Annotated in this window: 17 protein-coding genes; 15 read left to right on the top strand and 2 right to left on the bottom strand. The window is 39.8% G+C overall.

Annotation, left to right across the window (positions count from 1 at the left end):
* Positions 1 to 92: 92 nt before the first annotated feature.
* The 3 genes from alaS (at position 93) to MKX69_RS06570 (ending at position 4,801) form a co-directional block, all read left to right on the top strand.
* Positions 93 to 2,735 (top strand): alanine--tRNA ligase, encoded by a 2,643-nt coding sequence (gene alaS / locus MKX69_RS06580; RefSeq protein WP_002299704.1) that lies wholly within the window; start codon positions 93 to 95, stop codon positions 2,733 to 2,735.
* A 199-nt stretch (positions 2,736 to 2,934) separates the two neighbouring features.
* On the top strand, positions 2,935 to 3,531 hold the full coding sequence (locus MKX69_RS06575; RefSeq protein WP_341009424.1) for an ECF transporter S component: 597 nt from the start codon (positions 2,935 to 2,937) through the stop codon (positions 3,529 to 3,531).
* 121 nt (positions 3,532 to 3,652) lie between these two features.
* Positions 3,653 to 4,801: a cation diffusion facilitator family transporter gene (locus MKX69_RS06570; RefSeq protein ID WP_002299705.1), complete on the top strand. Its 1,149-nt coding sequence runs from the start codon at positions 3,653 to 3,655 to the stop codon at positions 4,799 to 4,801.
* A 37-nt stretch (positions 4,802 to 4,838) separates the two neighbouring features.
* Here the strand turns inward: MKX69_RS06570 and MKX69_RS06565 are convergent, their stop codons facing one another.
* Positions 4,839 to 5,252 carry a ribonuclease HI family protein gene (locus tag MKX69_RS06565; RefSeq protein WP_002306768.1) on the bottom strand — a complete coding sequence of 138 codons (414 nt, stop codon included), beginning with the start codon at positions 5,250 to 5,252 and terminating at the stop codon, positions 4,839 to 4,841.
* 78 nt (positions 5,253 to 5,330) lie between these two features.
* On the opposite strand from MKX69_RS06565, the gene MKX69_RS06560 reads away from it, so the two are divergent.
* Positions 5,331 to 5,762, top strand: a complete 432-nt coding sequence (locus tag MKX69_RS06560; RefSeq protein ID WP_002295850.1) for an EbsA family protein — start codon at positions 5,331 to 5,333, stop codon at positions 5,760 to 5,762.
* A gap of 98 nt (positions 5,763 to 5,860) precedes the next feature.
* Here MKX69_RS06560 and MKX69_RS06555 read toward each other — a convergent pair whose 3' ends face one another.
* The gene (locus MKX69_RS06555) at positions 5,861 to 6,094 is read right to left on the bottom strand and encodes a cold-shock protein (RefSeq protein WP_278014046.1); all 234 of its coding nucleotides are present in this window, start codon (positions 6,092 to 6,094) and stop codon (positions 5,861 to 5,863) included.
* A 182-nt stretch (positions 6,095 to 6,276) separates the two neighbouring features.
* Here MKX69_RS06555 and MKX69_RS06550 point away from each other — a divergent pair, with 182 nt between their 5' ends.
* The 11 genes from MKX69_RS06550 (at position 6,277) to carB (ending at position 19,122) form a co-directional block, all read left to right on the top strand.
* Positions 6,277 to 7,947: a formate--tetrahydrofolate ligase gene (locus tag MKX69_RS06550; RefSeq protein ID WP_341009421.1), complete on the top strand. Its 1,671-nt coding sequence runs from the start codon at positions 6,277 to 6,279 to the stop codon at positions 7,945 to 7,947.
* A gap of 146 nt (positions 7,948 to 8,093) precedes the next feature.
* Entirely contained in the window at positions 8,094 to 8,480 is a 387-nt protein-coding gene (locus tag MKX69_RS06545; RefSeq protein ID WP_341009419.1) for a hypothetical protein, read from the top strand.
* Positions 8,467 to 9,165 (top strand): CBS domain-containing protein, encoded by a 699-nt coding sequence (locus MKX69_RS06540; protein WP_341009417.1) that lies wholly within the window; start codon positions 8,467 to 8,469, stop codon positions 9,163 to 9,165. Before MKX69_RS06545 ends, MKX69_RS06540 begins: the two co-directional genes overlap by 14 nt.
* Positions 9,166 to 9,169: 4 nt before the next feature.
* Positions 9,170 to 9,634, top strand: coding sequence for a signal peptidase II (lspA, locus tag MKX69_RS06535; protein ID WP_002306762.1), 465 nt, complete (start codon positions 9,170 to 9,172; stop codon positions 9,632 to 9,634).
* Positions 9,631 to 10,542, top strand: a complete 912-nt coding sequence (locus MKX69_RS06530) for an RluA family pseudouridine synthase (RefSeq protein ID WP_341009415.1) — start codon at positions 9,631 to 9,633, stop codon at positions 10,540 to 10,542. The genes lspA and MKX69_RS06530 overlap by 4 nt, the downstream gene beginning before the upstream one ends.
* A gap of 234 nt (positions 10,543 to 10,776) precedes the next feature.
* Complete coding sequence (pyrR, locus tag MKX69_RS06525) at positions 10,777 to 11,316, top strand: bifunctional pyr operon transcriptional regulator/uracil phosphoribosyltransferase PyrR (protein ID WP_002295862.1); 540 nt, start codon at positions 10,777 to 10,779, stop codon at positions 11,314 to 11,316.
* A gap of 13 nt (positions 11,317 to 11,329) precedes the next feature.
* Positions 11,330 to 12,613, top strand: coding sequence for a solute carrier family 23 protein (locus MKX69_RS06520; protein ID WP_002288870.1), 1,284 nt, complete (start codon positions 11,330 to 11,332; stop codon positions 12,611 to 12,613).
* Positions 12,614 to 12,625: 12 nt separating this feature from the next.
* Positions 12,626 to 13,552, top strand: a complete 927-nt coding sequence (locus tag MKX69_RS06515) for an aspartate carbamoyltransferase catalytic subunit (protein WP_002288872.1) — start codon at positions 12,626 to 12,628, stop codon at positions 13,550 to 13,552.
* An 18-nt stretch (positions 13,553 to 13,570) separates the two neighbouring features.
* A complete protein-coding gene (locus MKX69_RS06510; protein WP_002306761.1) occupies positions 13,571 to 14,851 on the top strand; it encodes a dihydroorotase in 1,281 nt (426 codons plus the stop codon).
* A 4-nt stretch (positions 14,852 to 14,855) separates the two neighbouring features.
* The gene (locus MKX69_RS06505; protein WP_341009411.1) at positions 14,856 to 15,932 is read left to right on the top strand and encodes a carbamoyl phosphate synthase small subunit; all 1,077 of its coding nucleotides are present in this window, start codon (positions 14,856 to 14,858) and stop codon (positions 15,930 to 15,932) included.
* 4 nt (positions 15,933 to 15,936) lie between these two features.
* A complete protein-coding gene (gene carB / locus MKX69_RS06500) occupies positions 15,937 to 19,122 on the top strand; it encodes a carbamoyl-phosphate synthase large subunit (protein ID WP_341009409.1) in 3,186 nt (1,061 codons plus the stop codon).
* Positions 19,123 to 19,131 lie beyond the last annotated feature (9 nt).

The following is a 19,131-nucleotide window of genomic DNA, read 5'->3' as shown; positions in this document are numbered from 1 at the left end:
CACATCATTGCAATCAAGGTGGTACCGCGAGTTTTCGTCCTTGGCTGTGATGGTGTTTTTTTGTATTTAATTTATAGAAAGCAGGTAATGACATGAAACAATTAAGTAGTGCACAAGTTCGACAAATGTTTCTTGATTTCTTCCAATCTAAAGGACATACGATTGAACCTAGTGCGTCTTTGATCCCCGTGAACGATCCAACCTTATTGTGGATCAACTCTGGTGTTGCAACATTGAAAAAATATTTTGATGGTTCAGTTGTGCCAGAAAATCCAAGAATCACAAATGCCCAAAAATCTATTCGAACAAATGATATCGAAAATGTCGGTAAAACAGCACGTCACCATACGATGTTTGAGATGCTGGGTAATTTTTCGATTGGTGACTATTTCAAAAATGAAGCCATCCACTGGGCATGGGAATTTTTGACTGATCCAAAATGGATGGCATTCGATCCAGAAAAACTTTATGTAACAGTTTATCCAAAAGATACAGAAGCAAAACGCATCTGGCATGAAGAAGTTGGCCTGCCACTAGATCACATTATTGATGTAGAAGACAACTTCTGGGATATCGGTGCAGGCCCATGTGGTCCGGATACGGAAATTTTCTATGACCGTGGAGAAGCTTATAACGATTTAGCAGAAGATGATCCTGAAAACTATCCAGGAGGAGAAAATGAACGTTATTTAGAAATCTGGAACTTAGTATTTTCAGAATTCAACCATAAGCCTGATAACACATTTGAACCACTTCCTCATAAAAACATTGATACGGGGATGGGATTGGAACGCATGGTCTCAATCGTTCAAGATGCGCCAACGAACTTTGAGACAGACTTGTTTATGCCTATTATCCACGCCGTAGAAAAGCTAAGCAAACAAGTAAAATATGGTGAAAACCCAGTAACAGATATTTCTTACAAAGTAATCGCAGATCATATTCGCGCCCTTTCATTTGCTATTGGCGACGGTGCATTGCCATCGAATGAAGGGAGAGGGTATGTCTTACGCCGTTTGCTTCGTCGTGCTGTCATGCATGGGAAAAAATTAGGTATTGAACAAGCATTCTTATATCGTTTAGTCCCTGTTGTTGGGGAAATCATGGTAAGTTATTATCCTGAAGTACTTCAACAAAAAGAATTTATTGAAAAAGTTATCCGTACAGAAGAAGAACGTTTCAATGAAACAATCAATGAAGGTTTGGAAATCTTAAATCAAGTGATCCAAGAAGTAAAAAACGAAAACGGGACGACTCTAGCAGGAAAAGACATCTTCAAACTATACGACACATATGGCTTCCCAGTAGAATTAACGGAAGAGGTGGCAGAAGATGAAGGACTGAAAGTTGATCATGCTGGTTTTGAAAAAGAAATGGATGCACAACGCGAACGTGCTCGCTCTGCCCGCAGTACTGAAAAATCAATGGGGGTACAATCTGCTTTATTGACAGATATCAAAGTAGAAAGTAAATTCATTGGATACACAGAACAAGAATCAGATAGTCAATTATTGGTCATCGTTAAAGGTGAGTCTCTTTTGAATGAAGTCGCAGAAGGTGAAGCTCAAATGATCTTTGATCAAACACCTTTCTATGCAGAAATGGGTGGGCAAGTAGCGGATCAAGGATGGATCATGAATGAAGTAGGCGAAATCGTAGCAGTTGTTACAGATGTTCAAAAAGCGCCTAATGGTCAATTTATGCACACCGTAGAAGTAAAAGCACCAATGAGTGAAGGACAAACCTATCATCTATTGATTGATCAATCGATGCGCAATCGGATCATCAAAAACCATACAGCAACCCATCTACTGCACAAGGCATTGAAAGAAGTACTTGGCGAGCATGCAAATCAAGCTGGTTCTTTAGTCGCTCCTGGACATTTACGATTCGACTTTACCCACTTTGGTCAAATCACTTCAGATGAATTAGCTGAAATGGAAAGAATCGTCAACGAAAAAATCTGGGAAGCTATCCCAGTTGAAACAATTGAAACAGATATCGATACAGCCAAAAACATGGGTGCAATGGCTTTGTTTGGTGAAAAATACGGACATGACGTTCGAGTAGTAAATATTGGCGGCTGGTCAATCGAACTGTGCGGAGGCACACATGTAGCAAATACAGAAAACATCGGAATCTTCAAAATCGTTTCTGAATCAGGAATTGGTGCAGGCGTGCGACGAATCGAGGCTGTAACAAGTAAAGAAGCGTACGAACTACTTGAAGAAGAAGAAAAACAACTAAAACAAGTAGCAACAATTGTTAAATCACCTCAATTGAAGGAAGTTGTTTCAAAAGCGGAACAATTGCAACAGCAAGTAAGAGAGCTACAAAAGGAAAATGAACAATTAGCTAGCAAGTTAGCGAATCAACAAGCTGGTGATGTATTCAAAGATCCAGAAACGATCAATGGAAAAACAATCATTGCAGCACAAGTAAAAGTGAAAGATATGAATCAGCTGCGTCAATTAGCTGACCAATGGAAACAAAAAAATATTTCAGATATTCTTGTTTTAGCAAACGAACAAGAAGGAAAAGTCAGTCTGCTAGCGGCAATGACGAAAGAATCAAATGAAGCTGGACTAAAAGCTGGCGACTTGATTAAAGCAATCGCACCGAAAGTAGGCGGTGGCGGTGGTGGACGTCCAGACATGGCACAAGCTGGCGGGAAAAATCCTGCTGGTATTCCAGATGCACTTAAAGCTGCGAAAGAATGGGTTGCGCAACAATAGGGCGTTTACGTTTGACAGAAAAACAAAAGTTCAAACATTGAACGAAACATGATTATGGGGGCGAAGACAAACAAGTCTTGCCCTCATACTTTTTTCAATTGGCTGGCGCATCTAATCAAATGGTCGGATTCGGATGGTCTTTAGTTGACGAAAGTGACAGAAATTTTTACGATTAGTATAAATAAAAAGGGGTGAAAAAATGAATAGTAGAAATAAGACCTTTCGACTAGTCTTACGTGCGATCTTGTTAGCAATCATCATCGTACAAGCGATGGTTCCTTGGCTGGGATTTATTCCATTAGGATTCATTAGTTTAACAATTATCCATATCACAGTAATTATTGCTGCAGTAGTATTAGGCCCAAAAGATGGCATGGTGATTGGCTTGTTTTGGGGAATCGCTACAATTGTTCGTGCCTATGCCATGCCAACAACGCCATTTGATACATTAGTGTTCACGAATCCGATTATCTCGGTAGTTCCCAGAGTACTTGTTGGCTTAGTAGCAGGCTTGGTTTTCCACTGGATTTATCAAAAAAATAAATCAATAACGATCAGCTCAGCCTTTGCAGGGGTACTGGGTTCATTGGTCAATACAGTCTTAGTGTTAGGATTCATGGGATTATTTTATACAGGTGCAATGGCAGATGCCTATGGTGTAGATTCTGCTCTTTTATTTAAAACCTTAGCAGGGGTTGCAGCAATCAATGGGATACCAGAAGCAATAGGTGCGGGAATCATAACACCATTACTAGCAAAAGCGTTATTTGCAGCAACACCGTTGAAACCAGAATAATGACCATCTTTTAATAGTAATAGGACGCACGATAGATAGAAAAAGGAAGAGAGGAGAGGAAAACAATCGTCCTCTCCATCTGTTTACCTGAGCAACAAGCAAACTAGAAGGGGTAAAAAACTTGGCTAAGAAACAAGAAGAAAAAAAGAAACAAATACCGCAACAGCGGACAAAAAAAGGAGTACTAGCGGGTATCTTAGGATTGGTTACGAATCTGATCTTGTTTGTCTCTAAGCTAATGATCGGGCTTTTTTCAGGAAGTGTCTCCATTATGGCTGATGCAGTGAACAGTCTATCAGATACTGCTTCATCCATATTGACTTTGATCGGATTTAAAATTGCTGCAAAGCCAGCAGATCAGGAACATCCTTATGGACACGAACGCTTCGAATATATCAGTGGGTTATTTGTTTCGATCATCATTACTTATGTAGGATTTCAATTTTTAGAGTCTTCTGCTGAAAAAATCATCCATCCAGAAAATGTCTCTTTAACACCCATCGTCTTTTTTGTCCTAATCATTTCCATCTTTTTGAAATTTGCACAAGGCAAAATGTATCAGGTTATTGCGCAATCCATTGATTCTGAAACATTGAGAGCTACAGCAACAGATAGTTATAATGATGTCTTTACTACACTGGCTGTATTGCTTTCAGCAGCAATCGAATGGGTAACTGGATGGCGTATCGATGGATATATAGGTTTTGCTTTAGCATTATATATCCTTTATAGTGGATTGACGATGCTTCGAAATTTTGTATACGAACTATTAGGAAGTCGCCCAACGCCAGCAGAGATTGAAGAAATGGAAGAGCATTTAAATGCTTGCGATGATATACTTGGCTATCATGATTTATTGGTGCATAACTATGGACCCAATAAACGCTTTGCATCAGTCCACATCGAAGTAGATGAATCAATGAATTTGAATGTGGCTCATAAGATTATTGATCTGATAGAAAAAGACTTTAAAAAGTCTTTGGATGTGGAACTTGTCTGTCACTTGGATCCAATGCCTGTTGATAACGAAAAATACTATAATATCTTGCGGCAGTTAAAACAAATTCTTCTTGAAACAGGTACAGGGCTTAATATTCATGATTTTAGAGTAATTCATCAAGGAAAAACGCTGCAATTTGATGTAGTGGTCCCTGAGAAATTCCAGTTTGATGATACAGAACTAGAAAGAATCTTACGTAGTCAAATAGAAGAAAAAATCGGAGATTACCAATTGGAAATTACGTTTGATCACAATTATCTTTTATATTAAATGAGAAACTATAAAAAGACTCCTTAAAGTTTTTAATTTAAAGAGTCTTTTTTTCTTTTAATTGTTTATAGAGAGCCTGACGTGCAAGATTATCTGCTCCTTTATTTTTGTTTTCGGGCAACCATTGCAGGATCAATAAAGAAAATTCGGATAGAAGTTCTTGGATTCTTTGAAGGTAGGGAAGGAAGAGCTCGTTCTTCGTTGCGTTTTTGTCGACCGTAGAAACTAGTGTTTTGCTGTCTGAAAAACAGAAAATCGTTTCATTCTGTAAGTCGTTTTTCTTTAGAAATTCTAAAGTTTTTAAAAAGACTTCGAACTCTGCTTGATGGTTTGTCCCTATAGAAAGCGGGATAGATAGCTGTTCTTGTTTACCTTGATAGACAATCAAGATTCCGCCTCCACTAGGACCAGGGTTGCCTTTTGTAGAGGCATCAATGTATACTTTTAACATAAAAAGAGATTCTCCTTTTTGTTCAAACTAATGTTATGGTAAGATTATATCATTACTGAATCGGTGAGAGGTTAGAGAATGAAAAAAAATATTCGATGGCAGCCTGAACTGGCACATACGATCATCTATTGGTCATTGACCTTGATCATTCTGTTTTTTAGTCTGATTCTTTCTTTAGAAAACACAGGTCCTTATTGGAAAAGCAATTTTGTTCTAGGTATTTTTCTTGTTTTTCTATTTCTAGGTTTGCGACGTTCTTTTATTTTAAAATCAAACTCTGTGATTATACGTTATGCTGCTTTTTGGAAAGACCGAGAAATATCTGTCGGACAGATTCGATCTTTGACGCCAACTAATACTGGGGTGCAAATGATGTTGCAAGATGAGAAAGCCCCATCTGTTTTCATGATGCGAAAAAAAGATCAAGTAGTCCTTTTTGATCATTTTGAAAAAAACGGACCCAAATCAGAATCAATTCCTTATCCTTATACGAAAAAAAGAAAAAGCTAATTTTAAAAATCAGAACCTAAAAAAACGAATTTTTACAGGAAAAGAAAAGAGTGAGACGTACGGTTCATCCCGTTTAGCGTCTCACTCTATTTGTTTATCTATTCATGCATACTAGTATCGGTAGTCTGAACGTTGTCTTTCTTGACATGGGCAGCTTGTGTTCCTCGATTCCCTTCGATGATCTCAAATTCGACCACTTGATTTTCTTCCAAAGTTTTGAATCCCTCTTCTTCAATCGCAGTAAAATGTACAAAAATTTCTTCTGTGTCATCATAACTGATAAAGCCGTATCCTTTTTTGTTGTCAAACCATTTTACAATTCCTGTGGTCAAAGCACTCACGACCTTTCTAAAGTCTGATCATAGCCTTCATTATAAAGAGTATTTATAAGTACGTCAAATAAATTAAAAACCTGTAATTTTATGTTTTTTTTCTGAATAAAAAAAGGTATAATTGGCATATCTTAACAAAGAAGATATTTTGTTGAATAAAGTTCGTGAAAAGGGGTAATCAAATGAAGAATGATCTGCAAATTTCACAAGAAACAGAGCTAGAACCGATTGTTGAAGTGGCTAGTAAATTAGATCTTAAGGAAGACGATTTGGAACTGTATGGGAAATATAAGGCGAAAATCAATTTTTCTGGAATCAATCGATCAAAGGATAACGCTGAGGGGCATTTGATCTTAGTTACTTCCATCAATCCAACACCAGCTGGCGAAGGAAAGTCAACGATCACTGTAGGGTTAGGAGACGCGCTCAATAAAATCAATAAAAAATCTGTTATTGCATTGCGAGAACCCTCACTTGGTCCTGTGATGGGAATCAAAGGCGGTGCTGCAGGCGGAGGATATGCACAGGTATTGCCTATGGAAGATATCAACTTGCATTTTACTGGTGACATGCATGCTATCACAACAGCTAATAATGCATTATCTGCTCTTTTAGATAATCATATTCATCAAGGAAATGAATTGAACATCGATGCCCGCCGAGTGATTTGGAAACGGGTAGTCGATCTCAATGATCGTGAACTGCGTAAAGTAATTGTTGGCTTGGGTGGGCCAATCCAAGGTGTCCCAAGAGAAGATGGATTTGATATCACAGTTGCCAGCGAAATCATGGCTATCTTGTGTCTTGCGGCAGACCTTGAAGATTTAAAGGCTCGTCTTGCAAGGATCGTTGTCGGCTACACATTTGACCGTCAGCCTGTGACTGCTGGAGACTTGAAAGCAGAAGGCGCTCTGGCATTACTGCTGAAAGATGCAATCAAGCCGAATCTTGTACAAACAATTTACGGAACACCAGCTTTTGTCCACGGGGGACCGTTTGCCAATATCGCTCATGGCTGCAATAGTATTTTAGCTACCAAGACAGCATTGAGATTAGCAGATTACGTTGTCACAGAGGCAGGATTTGGTGCAGATCTTGGCGGAGAGAAATTTTTAGATATCAAAGTACCTAACTTGAAAAAAGCGCCGGATGCTGTGGTGATTGTCGCCACTGTCCGTGCATTGAAAATGCATGGCGGAATGAAAAAAGATGAACTTAAAAATGAGAATCTTGATGCTTTGAAAGTAGGTTTTGCAAATTTAAAGCGCCATATACGTAATATGGAACAATATCAGCTACCTGTGATCGTCGCAATCAATGAATTCGTAACAGATACAGACAATGAACTCACACTGTTGGAGCACTTGTGTGAAAATCAGGGGATTCTTGCCGAGAGAGCGAGTGTATGGGCAGATGGAGCAGAAGGCGGCGTTGATTTAGCAAAAGCTGTAGTACGATTGATTGATAGAAAAGAAGCTAATTACAAGCCATTATACCGCCTAGAAGAAACGATACAAGAAAAGACAGAAACAATCGTCAAGAAAATTTACGGAGGAAATGGTGTTGTTTTCAGCAAAAAAGCGCAAAAACAAATAGAAGAGTTTACGAAGAATGGATGGGACGAACTGCCGATTTGTATGGCAAAAACACAGTATTCATTTTCTGATGATCCTTCACTGCTAGGTGCACCGGAAGATTTCACCATCACGATCCGCGAAATCATCCCAAAATTAGGGGCAGGATTTTTAGTAGCCTTGACTGGAGATGTTATGACGATGCCTGGTTTGCCTAAAAAACCTGCTGCATTGAATATGGACGTGACAAATGACGGAGAAGTGTTGGGATTGTTTTAAGCTTGATTATAATCTACCATCGAAGGAGCTGTATTTTGACTACAGCTTCTTTTTTTAGACGATAGGGAATTAATTTTGTTTACACTAGGATCATTCTTTTTCTTTATTGTATTTTGAGCTATACTAAAGCATAATAGGAGGGTATGATGAAAACGACATTTATAAGAAAAACCGGTTTTTACGGTATGGGTAGCTCGATTCAATTAAGAATCAACAATGAAAAACGCAGTGTTCTCAGTCATGAACAAAAGATAACGCTTGATCTGGAAGTGCCCTTTACGATGCAGGTTACCTTTTATTGGCTAAAAAGCCCCGTTTATACAGTGAAAGAAGCAAAGCCTGCTTATGTGATCACAATGAATTACTTGATTCTTCAAATCTATCCGTTTTTATTTCTAGCAACTGGGTTGGGGGCCGTTTTCCTACAAAATTTATTTTTCAGTTTTTTTGCAGTTATTGTGTTGATTGCGTTCTTTTTTTATATAAAAAACCGGGCATATTTGACCAAGGAGGAAAATTATGGCAAACTCTGATCTTTTTTTAATCAGTTTCAATCGAATCGAAAAATGGATGAGAGACGAGATGGGAAATGCACGAAATATGGGATTTACCGAACTTGTCAGACGCCTAGCTCAAAGAAAACAATTAATGATCAGAAAATACGAAGATGATCTTTTACAGCTTGCTCAGTTAAGGAATGCGATCGTCCATGATCGGATCGCAGTCGATTTTGTCATTGCAGAGCCAAATGATTGGACAGTCAAGCGAATCCAGCTGATCGAACAAGAACTGATTCAGCCTGAAACCGTGCTGCCTCGATTTGCAAAACGTGTAACAGGTTTTGAACAAGATCTTCCGTTACTTGAACTGTTAAAGATAGTAGCAGAAAAAAGGTATTCACAATTTCCGTTATACAATAAAGGAAAATTTGTAGCATTGATTACTTTACGTAATATCGGGTTTTGGCTAGCAAAAGAAAGCCAAAAAGGTCCGGTTGATTTAACAAATAAACGAGCGTTGGATTTGATCATCCAAAACGGAAAGTACACAAATTATCATTTTGTTCCAGCTAACACACATATTTACGAGGTTGAAGCGATGTTTCGTGAGCAAGGGACTTTGGAAGCCGTACTTATCACTAAAGATGGGAATCCCGATGGTAATCTGCTCGGGATCGTACGACCTCGTGATATTTATAAACAAATAGAAAAGGATTGATTTTTTGTTAATTATTTATTGGATATTCAGCGCTTTGCTAGTAGGAGTGGATCAGTTGGTCAAATGGTGGATCACTGATAATCTAGCGCTTGGAGAGACGAAAAATCTTATACCAGGTATTTTGTCACTGAATCATATTCGAAACACTGGAGCCGCATGGAGTATGCTAGAAGGGAAGATGTGGTTCTTTACTATAGTGACACTCATTGCAGTCGTTGTGATTCTCACATTGATGATTAAAAATCGTGAAAAAGGTAATCGCTGGTTCATGATTGGATTGAGCCTGATTTTAGCTGGTGCGATTGGCAATTTTATCGACCGTATTCGTCTTGGCTATGTAGTAGATATGTTCCAGACAGATTTTATGAGCTTTCCGATTTTTAACGTAGCAGATGTGACGCTTGTATGTGGAGTGATTTGTATATTAATTTATATTATTTTAGATGAAAAGGATCAAAGAAAAAAATGACAGAACTTAAAACGACGATTCACCATGAATCTGGTAGGATCGATAAAGTATTGACTAATTTATTCACCGATTACAGCCGTTCGCAAATTCAGCTGTGGCTGAAAAATGGAGCGGTTTCTGTCAATGGACAGCCAGTCAAAGCAAATTACAAAGTAAAACAAGGAGACGAGATTACTGTCTTGATCCCCGAACCAGAAACATTAGATGTGGTCCCAGAAAATATCCCGTTGACGATCGTTTACGAAGATGAAGATGTAGCGGTGATAAACAAACCTCAAGGAATGGTCGTTCATCCTTCAGCAGGTCATACGCATGGCACAATGGTCAATGCGCTGATGTACCATATCAAGGATCTTTCTACGATCAACGGCGTTATTCGTCCAGGTATTGTTCACCGAATCGACAAAGATACTTCTGGACTGCTAATGGTTGCCAAAAATGACCAGGCACACGAATCATTAGCTCAGCAATTAAAAGATAAGACCTCTTTGCGCAAATATGTTGCTTTAGTCCATGGAGAGATTCCTCACGAAAAAGGAACCATCAATGCGCCAATCGGCCGTTCGAAGGAAAACCGGAAAATGCAGGCGATAAGAGAAGATGGGAAGCCGGGTGTCACACATTTTACTGTATTGGAACGTTTCGAAGGATTTACTCTGGTTGAATTAAAACTAGAAACCGGAAGAACACACCAGATCCGTGTGCATATGAAGTATATCGGTTATCCGTTAGCTGGAGATCCAGTATACGGACCGAAGAAAACTTTGAAAGGCAATGGTCAGTTTCTCCATGCGCAAATGTTAGGTTTTACGCACCCGACTACAAACGAAAAGATGATCTTTGAAGCACCTCTTCCAGAAGTTTTTGAAAAAACTTTAGAAAAATTAAGAAAAAACATTGCATTTTAATTTAGATAACGGTATAGTAATTAACAACGAAAGCATAAAACTTAATAGAATTCCTTTAAGTTTAGTCCCGTGAGGCTAAGAAGGGTGGGAGCAAGGATACGTATGGTGCGCCATAAGTAGATTGCTCATTGACATAGTATAGCTATCAGTGTATCAGTATACGCTCAGTCTAAACATTCTTCCTGTCCTCTTAGGGCAGGAGTTTTTTTATGCAAAAAAGTAGGGGGAATGAAAATGCAAGCAAAAGAAGTAGTAGATCAGGTAACGATGAAGCGAGCATTGACTCGAATTACTTACGAGATTATCGAGAGAAATCATAGTATCCAAGATATTGTATTAGTAGGTATCAAAACACGTGGAATCTACATTGCATCAAGAATTGCCGAACGCCTGAAGCAGCTAGAAGATATCGATATTCCTGTAGGAGAACTGGATATCACTTTATACCGAGATGACAAAAAAGAAAATCCAGAAGAACCGGAACTTCATTCTTCTGACATCCCAGTTTCCTTAGAAGGAAAAGAAGTTATTTTGATTGATGATGTTTTGTATACAGGACGAACGATTCGAGCAGCAATGGACGCAGTAATGGATTTTGGCAGACCAAGAAAAATTTCATTAGCAGTCCTGGTGGATCGTGGGCATCGAGAATTGCCAATCCGTGCAGATTATGTTGGGAAGAACATTCCAACATCTCGGGCGGAAGAGATTTTAGTAGAGATGCAAGAGCTTGATGGACAAGATCGCATCATGATTTTGAAAGAGGAAGATTAGAGGAGAGAGAAACATGTCGGAGAAAAAAGGATTTCATAATGATGACGTGGTGTTAGATATCCACGATCGCCCAACCCCAGGACATTGGGTAGGATTAAGTTTACAACACTTGTTCACGATGTTCGGAGCAACCGTGTTAGTCCCCATCTTAGTAGGTATCGATCCAGGTATCGCGCTAGTCAGTTCAGGACTAGGTACATTGGTGTACTTATTTACTACTAAAGGAAAGATACCTGCGTACTTAGGAAGCAGCTTCGCTTTCATTGCAGCGATGCAGCTTTTGATGAAAACAGATGGTTATCCAGCGATTGCACAAGGAGCAGTCACAACTGGATTAGTCTATTTGATTGTTGCGCTGATCATCAAAAAGATCGGTTCAGCATGGCTGGATAAAATCTTGCCTCCAATCGTCGTCGGTCCAGTCATCATGGTTATCGGGTTGGGACTTGCGGCAAATGCAGCAACAAATGCTATGTATAATCAAGGCACATATGATTTCAAGTATATTGCCGTAGCACTGATCACATTAGGATTAACAATTTTCTTCAACATGTGGCTAAGAGGTTTTCTCGGATTGATTCCGATTTTACTAGGTATCATTAGCGGATACATCGTAGCCTTGCTGTTTGGAATCGTGGATACTAAGCCAATCGTAGACGCTGCCTGGTTTGCTGTTCCTAACTTTGAGATTCCCTTTGTACAATATGAACCAAAGCTATATCTTGGAGCAATCACAACAATGGCACCCATCGCTTTTGTGACGATGACAGAGCATATCGGCCATCTTATGGTATTGAATAAACTAACTAAACGTAATTTCTTTGAAGAACCGGGTCTTCATAAGACGTTGACAGGTGATGGGTTAGCACAAATCGTGGCAGCCTTTGTCGGAGGTCCTCCTGTAACAAGTTACGGTGAAAACATTGGTGTTCTGGCTATCACACGTGTCCATAGCGTGTTTGTGATCGGTGGAGCTGCAGTATTTGCAGTCATTTTAGGATTCGTAGGAAAATTAAGCGCTTTGATTTTAAGTATCCCTGGACCAGTCATCTCAGGAATCAGTTTTATCTTATTTGGAGTAATTGCGGCAAGTGGAATGAAAATTTTAATCGAGAACAAAATCGATTTTGATAAAAAGAAAAATCTGTTGATTGCTTCAGTTATCTTAGTAGTAGGAATTGGCGGACTCGTCTTTGAAGTAGGCACATTTACATTGTCGGCAATGGCATTAGCAACTGTACTTGGCATCATTTTAAATCTTATCTTACCAGAAACTTCACGAAGCGAAGAAAACTAAGGAGGAAACATTATGATCATCAAATCAGAACGTATCAGCTTAAAGCATTTATTGACCGTTGAGGCACTTACTGATCAAGAAGTTATGGGCTTGATCCGCAGAGGGCAGGAATTCAAGCAAGGTGCTAATTGGACTCCTCAAAAGCGCCAGTACTTTGCTACAAACCTCTTTTTCGAAAATAGTACTCGCACACATAAAAGCTTCGATGTAGCGGAGAAAAAACTAGGGCTAGAAGTGATTGAATTTGAAGCAAGCACAAGCTCTGTCCAAAAAGGGGAAACACTATACGATACAGTACTGACGATGTCAGCATTAGGCGTAGACGTAGCGGTTATCCGTCATGGTGATGAGAACTATTATGACGAACTGATACAAAGTAAAACAATCCAGTGTTCGATTATCAATGGAGGAGACGGAAGCGGACAGCATCCAACCCAATGCTTGCTTGATTTGATGACCATTTATGAAGAATTTGGACATTTTGAAGGACTGAAAGTTGCCATCGTAGGTGATATCACTCACTCTCGCGTAGCTAAATCCAATATGCAGATGTTAAAACGTCTAGGCGCACAAGTATTCTTCTCAGGTCCTAGAGAATGGTACGACGATGAATTCGAAGTGTACGGACATTATATGCCATTGGATGAACTACTAGATCAAGTTGATGTCATGATGATGCTTCGGGTGCAACACGAACGCCATGATGGAAAAGAAAGTTTCTCAAAAGAAGGCTACCATCAGGAACATGGGTTAACAGTTGAGCGTGCGAAGAAGTTGCAAAAACATGCAATCATTATGCACCCAGCACCAGTTAACCGCGATGTAGAATTAGCCGATTCATTAGTGGAAGGATTACAGTCGCGGATCGTTCAGCAAATGAGCAATGGAGTATTCGTCAGAATGGCAATCTTAGAAGCAGTGCTAAATGGAAAAGCGTAATTATAGGAGGATGAAAAAATGAAAACACTCATTAAAAACGGTCAGATCAATACACGAAAAAATATGACGACACCAGCAGAAATTTGGATAGAAGATGGGCGAATCAAAGCAATCGGTACAGGATTCTCAGAAGCCGAATTTGATGAAGTGTTTGATGCAAAGGGACAATTGATCACACCTGGTTTAGTGGACGTCCATGTTCATTTGAGAGAGCCAGGATTTACATACAAGGAGACGATCGAAGCTGGGACTCGCTCAGCTGCTCGTGGCGGTTTCACTACTGTATGCGCGATGCCGAATTTAAATCCTGTACCTGATACGGCAGAAAAGCTGAGACAAGTATATGACATCATTAGAAAAGATGCAGTTGTGAAGGTATTGCAGTATGCGCCAATCACAGAAAATCTGCGAAGTGAGAAATTAGTTGATCAAGAAGCACTGATTGAAGAAGGTGCTTTTGCTTTCACAAATGACGGTGTAGGTGTCCAAACAGCTGGGACGATGTATCTGGCTATGAAAGAAGCTGCAAAAAACAATAAAGCACTAGTAGCCCATACAGAAGATGAATCTTTATTATTTGGCGGCGTTATGCACGCTGGCAAGAAGGCAGAAGAACTTGGTCTTCCCGGGATCTTAAGCGTAACCGAGTCTTCTCAAATTGCTAGAGATCTGTTGCTAGCTGAAGCAACTGGTGTTCATTACCATGTTTGCCATGTTTCTACTAAAGAAAGTGTCCGTGTAATCAGAGACGCAAAAAAAGCAGGAATCCACGTAACAGCAGAAGTTTCACCCCATCATCTTATTTTGATCGACGAAGATATTCCCGAAGATTTCGGCTTTTGGAAAATGAACCCGCCGCTAAGAGGACGGGAGGACAGAGAAGCTTTGATCGAAGGCTTGCTTGACGGTACGATCGATTGCATCGCTACAGACCATGCCCCCCATGGATTAGAAGAAAAAAGCCAAAGTTTCATGAAATCACCATTTGGTATCGTAGGAAGCGAAACAGCATTTCAACTGATCTATACTCATTTTGTAGAAACTGGTCGATTCACGTTGGAACAAGTGATCAATTGGTTGGCAGTTAAACCGGCTGAGATTTTTGGTTTGAATGCAGGAACGCTAACGGTTGGTGCCCCCGCTGATGTAGCAGTTTTTGATATTACACAAACTTGCACGATCGATAAAGCAGACTTTTTATCAAAAGGGGAGAATACACCTTTTATCGGCTGGAAAGTAAAAGGCGAAACACAAATGACTTTTGTCAACGGAAAACTTGTGTGGCAGAAGGGAGAATAAAAGTATGGAACGTTTGCTTATATTAGAAGATGGAACAGTTTTCGAAGGAAAGGCTTTTGGTGCAGATGCTAGTGTCTTCGGAGAAATCGTTTTTACAACAAGTATGACTGGTTATCAAGAAACTATCACTGATCAAAGTTTTAACGGTCAAATCATTACATTTACCTATCCTATGGTGGGTAATTATGGGGTAAATAGAGATGATTATGAATCGATTTCTTCAACATGCAAAGGAGTAGTAGTAAAAGAACATGCACGTGTAGCTTCAAACTGGCGAAACCAAATGACGCTAGATTCATTTTTGAAACAAAAAGGAATTCCTGGAATATCAGGTATCGATACGCGCGCCCTTACTCGCAAAATCCGTGAAGTCGGAACGATGAAAGCTAGTATCGTTGATGCTGGAGATTCCTTCGAACATGCATTTGATCAGCTGAAAGCAACCGTTCTAGCAACCAATCAAGTGCAGCAAGTCTCAACTAACAAACCTTATCCAAGTCCAGGGACAGGTCGGAAAGTCATTGTCATTGACTTCGGCTTAAAACATAGTATTTTACGAGAATTGAGTAAAAGAAACTGTAACCTCACAGTACTTCCCTATAACACAGATGCCGAGACGATTTTAGCGCTATCACCAGACGGAGTCATGCTGACGAATGGACCTGGTGATCCAAAAGATGTGCCAGAAGCAATCGAAATGATCAAAAAAATCCAAGGAAAAGTACCGATTTTTGGTATTTGTCTCGGTCACCAGTTATTTGCTTTAGCCAACGGTGCAGATACCTATAAAATGAAATTCGGACATCGAGGATTAAATCACCCGGTACGAGAAGTAGCGACCGGAAGAATTGATTTTACTTCTCAAAATCATGGCTATGCAGTCGATGAAGCCACGATTGATCCAGAAAAACTCATCGTAACTCATGTAGAAGTAAATGACGGAACAGTAGAAGGAGTCAAACACAGAGATTATCCCGCTTTCAGTGTGCAGTTTCATCCAGATGCTGCCCCTGGTCCGCATGATGCACTACATTTATTTGATGAATTTATGGAAATGATGGACGCAGGAAAGGAGCAGTAAACAGATGCCGAAACGTACAGATATCAAGAAAATTATGGTGATTGGATCTGGTCCGATCATCATTGGTCAAGCCGCAGAATTTGACTACGCAGGAACACAAGCCTGCCTTGCCTTAAAAGAAGAAGGATATGAAGTGGTTTTAGTAAATTCTAATCCTGCGACGATCATGACGGATAAAGAGGTGGCAGATCAAGTATATATCGAACCGATCACACTTGAATTTGTATCAAGGATTCTTCGAAAAGAGCGTCCAGATGCTCTCCTTCCAACTTTAGGCGGACAGACAGGCCTCAATATGGCAATGGAGCTGGCAGCATCAGGTATTTTAGAAGAATTGAACATAGAACTTCTAGGAACAAAGCTTTCTGCGATCGATCAAGCAGAAGATCGTGATCTATTCAAACAGTTGATGAAAGAATTGAATCAGCCAATCCCCGAGTCTGAAATCGTCAATACAGTAGAAGAAGCTGTAGATTTTGCAAATAAAATCGGCTATCCTGTCATCGTTCGTCCAGCCTTTACTTTAGGCGGAACTGGTGGAGGTATGTGTGAAAATGAAGAAGAATTACGTATCGTATCAGAAAATGGATTAAGTCTTTCCCCCGCTACCCAATGTTTGATTGAACGAAGTATTGCAGGTTTTAAAGAAATTGAATATGAAGTGATGAGAGATTCGGCTGATAATGCAATCGTTGTCTGCAATATGGAAAATTTTGACCCAGTGGGTATCCATACAGGTGATTCTATCGTATTTGCCCCTAGTCAAACATTGTCTGACCATGAATATCAAATGCTTCGTGATGCTTCTCTTTCGATTATTCGAGCACTTAAGATCGAGGGAGGCTGTAACGTCCAACTCGCTCTTGATCCACAGAGTTTTAATTATTATGTGATTGAAGTCAATCCGCGTGTTTCTCGTTCATCTGCGTTAGCAAGTAAGGCGACTGGCTATCCGATCGCTAAGCTAGCTGCTAAAATAGCGCTTGGATTAACATTAGACGAAATGAAAAATCCTGTTACAGGAACGACTTTTGCAGAATTTGAACCTGCATTAGATTATGTTGTAGCTAAAATTCCTCGCTGGCCGTTTGATAAGTTTGAAAACGGAGAACGGCTTTTAGGCACGCAGATGAAAGCAACTGGTGAAGTGATGGCTATCGGTCGGAATATCGAAGAGTCTTTATTGAAAGCTGTGCGTTCTTTAGAAATCGGTACACACCATATCGAACTTCCTGAGTTGGCAGACATCACGGACGATGACCTAATCCAAAAAGTGGTTCGAGCACAAGATGATCGCCTGTTTTATGTAGCTGAAGCTATTAGAAGAGGGTACACCATAGAAGAATTAGCGGATTTGACAAAAATCGATTTATTCTTTTTAGATAAACTGTTGCATATCGTAGAAATCGAACAGCAGTTGAAACAGCAGCCGTTGGATGACAAGATATTGAAAACAGCGAAACAAAACGGTTTTACAGACAAAAAAGTGGCGGAGCTGTGGGAAATAAACGAAGAAGCCGTTCGCCAGATGAGAAAAGAAAATGATTTGATTCCTGTATATAAGATGGTTGACACTTGTGCAGCGGAATTCGAATCAAAAACACCTTATTTTTATAGTTCCTATGAATATGAAAATGAAAGTTCACGATCAGAAAAGCACTCAGTTCTAGTACTGGGATCTGGTCCTATCCGTATCGGACAAGGGGTTGAATTTGACTATGCGACTGTGCATTCTGTCAAAGCAATCCAGCAGGCAGGATACGAAGCAATCATCATGAACAGCAATCCTGAAACAGTTTCGACTGACTTTTCTATTTCGGATAAATTATATTTTGAGCCATTGACCTTCGAAGATGTGATGAATGTGATCGAGCTAGAACAGCCGATAGGAGTAATCGTTCAATTTGGTGGTCAGACAGCAATCAACTTAGCCGAACCTTTGACTGCTGCTGGTGTAAAAATCTTAGGGACAACGATCGAAGACTTGGATCGTGCGGAAAATCGTGATTTATTCGAGCAAGCGCTGAAAGAGTTGGATATTCCTCAACCTTCAGGGGATACTGCTACAAGTAAAGAAGAAGCCGTGGTTATCGCTTCGAGAATTGGTTATCCAGTTCTTGTTCGTCCAAGCTATGTATTAGGCGGACGTGCGATGGAAATCGTTGAAAACCAGCGAGATTTAGAAGATTACATGGAACATGCCGTGAAAGCATCTCCAGAACATCCAGTACTAGTGGACCGTTACTTGCTTGGCGGTGAATGTGAAGTGGATGCGATTTGTGACGGTGAAACAGTACTCATCCCAGGGATCATGGAGCATATTGAGCGTGCTGGTGTCCATTCAGGGGATTCAATGGCTGTGTATCCACCTCAAACATTATCTGAATCGATCAAGAAAACGATCGAAGATTACACGATCCGCTTAGCATTAGGTTTGAATTGTGTCGGGATGATGAATATCCAGTTTGTCATCCATGAAAATGATGTTTATGTGATCGAAGTCAATCCTCGAGCAAGTCGGACTGTTCCATTCTTAAGTAAGGTGACAGGAATTCCAATGGCACAAATTGCGACGAAAGCTATTTTGGGAGAGAAGCTAAAGACACTTGGTTATGAAAACGGACTTTATCCAGAAACAAAAGAAGTTCATGTTAAAGCACCTGTCTTTTCTTTTACGAAATTGCAGAAAGTTGATACTTACTTAGGGCCTGAAATGAAATCGACTGGAGAAGTAATGGGATCTGACAGACAATTAGACAAAGCTTTGTACAAGGCATTCGAAGCTTCTGGATTACACTTGCCTGAATATGGAGCCGTATTATTTACGATTGCGGACGAAACAAAAGAAGAAGCACTAGAATTAGCTAAACGTTTTACAGAAATTGGCTATAGTCTGATAGGAACGAAACATACAGCTGCTTATTTTGAAAAAAATGGTCTGGTCGTTGAAACAGTAGCGAAAATTTCTGAGGAAGCAGCAGAAAAAAATGTAGTCGACTTAATAAGAGATGGTAAAACACAAGTGGTTGTCAATACGATTGATAAAGATCGGGGAAATGCTTCTAAAGACGGTTTCATCATCCGAAGAGAAGCAGTTGAACATGGTATTCCATTGTTTACTTCTTTAGACACAGCAGATGCGATCGTTCGAGTGATGGAATCCCGTGCTTTTTCAACTAACCCTATTTAACGGCGAGCA

Origin of the sequence: Enterococcus sp. FSL R5-0957, assembly GCF_038008005.1 — a bacterium.
GTDB lineage: Bacteria > Bacillota > Bacilli > Lactobacillales > Enterococcaceae > Enterococcus_B > Enterococcus_B faecium.
This window is presented reverse-complemented; position numbering and strand designations above follow the sequence as displayed.

Coding starts and splice junctions, on each gene's coding strand:
- alaS (WP_002299704.1), top strand. CDS start 93: ATGAAACAATTAAGTAGTGCACAAGTTCGACAAATGTTTCTTGATTTC.
- MKX69_RS06575 (WP_341009424.1), top strand. CDS start 2,935: ATGAATAGTAGAAATAAGACCTTTCGACTAGTCTTACGTGCGATCTTG.
- MKX69_RS06565 (WP_002306768.1), bottom strand. CDS start 5,252: ATGTTAAAAGTATACATTGATGCCTCTACAAAAGGCAACCCTGGTCCT.
- MKX69_RS06560 (WP_002295850.1), top strand. CDS start 5,331: ATGAAAAAAAATATTCGATGGCAGCCTGAACTGGCACATACGATCATC.
- MKX69_RS06550 (WP_341009421.1), top strand. CDS start 6,277: ATGAAGAATGATCTGCAAATTTCACAAGAAACAGAGCTAGAACCGATT.
- MKX69_RS06545 (WP_341009419.1), top strand. CDS start 8,094: ATGAAAACGACATTTATAAGAAAAACCGGTTTTTACGGTATGGGTAGC.
- MKX69_RS06540 (WP_341009417.1), top strand. CDS start 8,467: ATGGCAAACTCTGATCTTTTTTTAATCAGTTTCAATCGAATCGAAAAA.
- MKX69_RS06530 (WP_341009415.1), top strand. CDS start 9,631: ATGACAGAACTTAAAACGACGATTCACCATGAATCTGGTAGGATCGAT.
- pyrR (WP_002295862.1), top strand. CDS start 10,777: ATGCAAGCAAAAGAAGTAGTAGATCAGGTAACGATGAAGCGAGCATTG.
- MKX69_RS06520 (WP_002288870.1), top strand. CDS start 11,330: ATGTCGGAGAAAAAAGGATTTCATAATGATGACGTGGTGTTAGATATC.
- MKX69_RS06515 (WP_002288872.1), top strand. CDS start 12,626: ATGATCATCAAATCAGAACGTATCAGCTTAAAGCATTTATTGACCGTT.
- MKX69_RS06510 (WP_002306761.1), top strand. CDS start 13,571: ATGAAAACACTCATTAAAAACGGTCAGATCAATACACGAAAAAATATG.
- MKX69_RS06505 (WP_341009411.1), top strand. CDS start 14,856: ATGGAACGTTTGCTTATATTAGAAGATGGAACAGTTTTCGAAGGAAAG.
- carB (WP_341009409.1), top strand. CDS start 15,937: ATGCCGAAACGTACAGATATCAAGAAAATTATGGTGATTGGATCTGGT.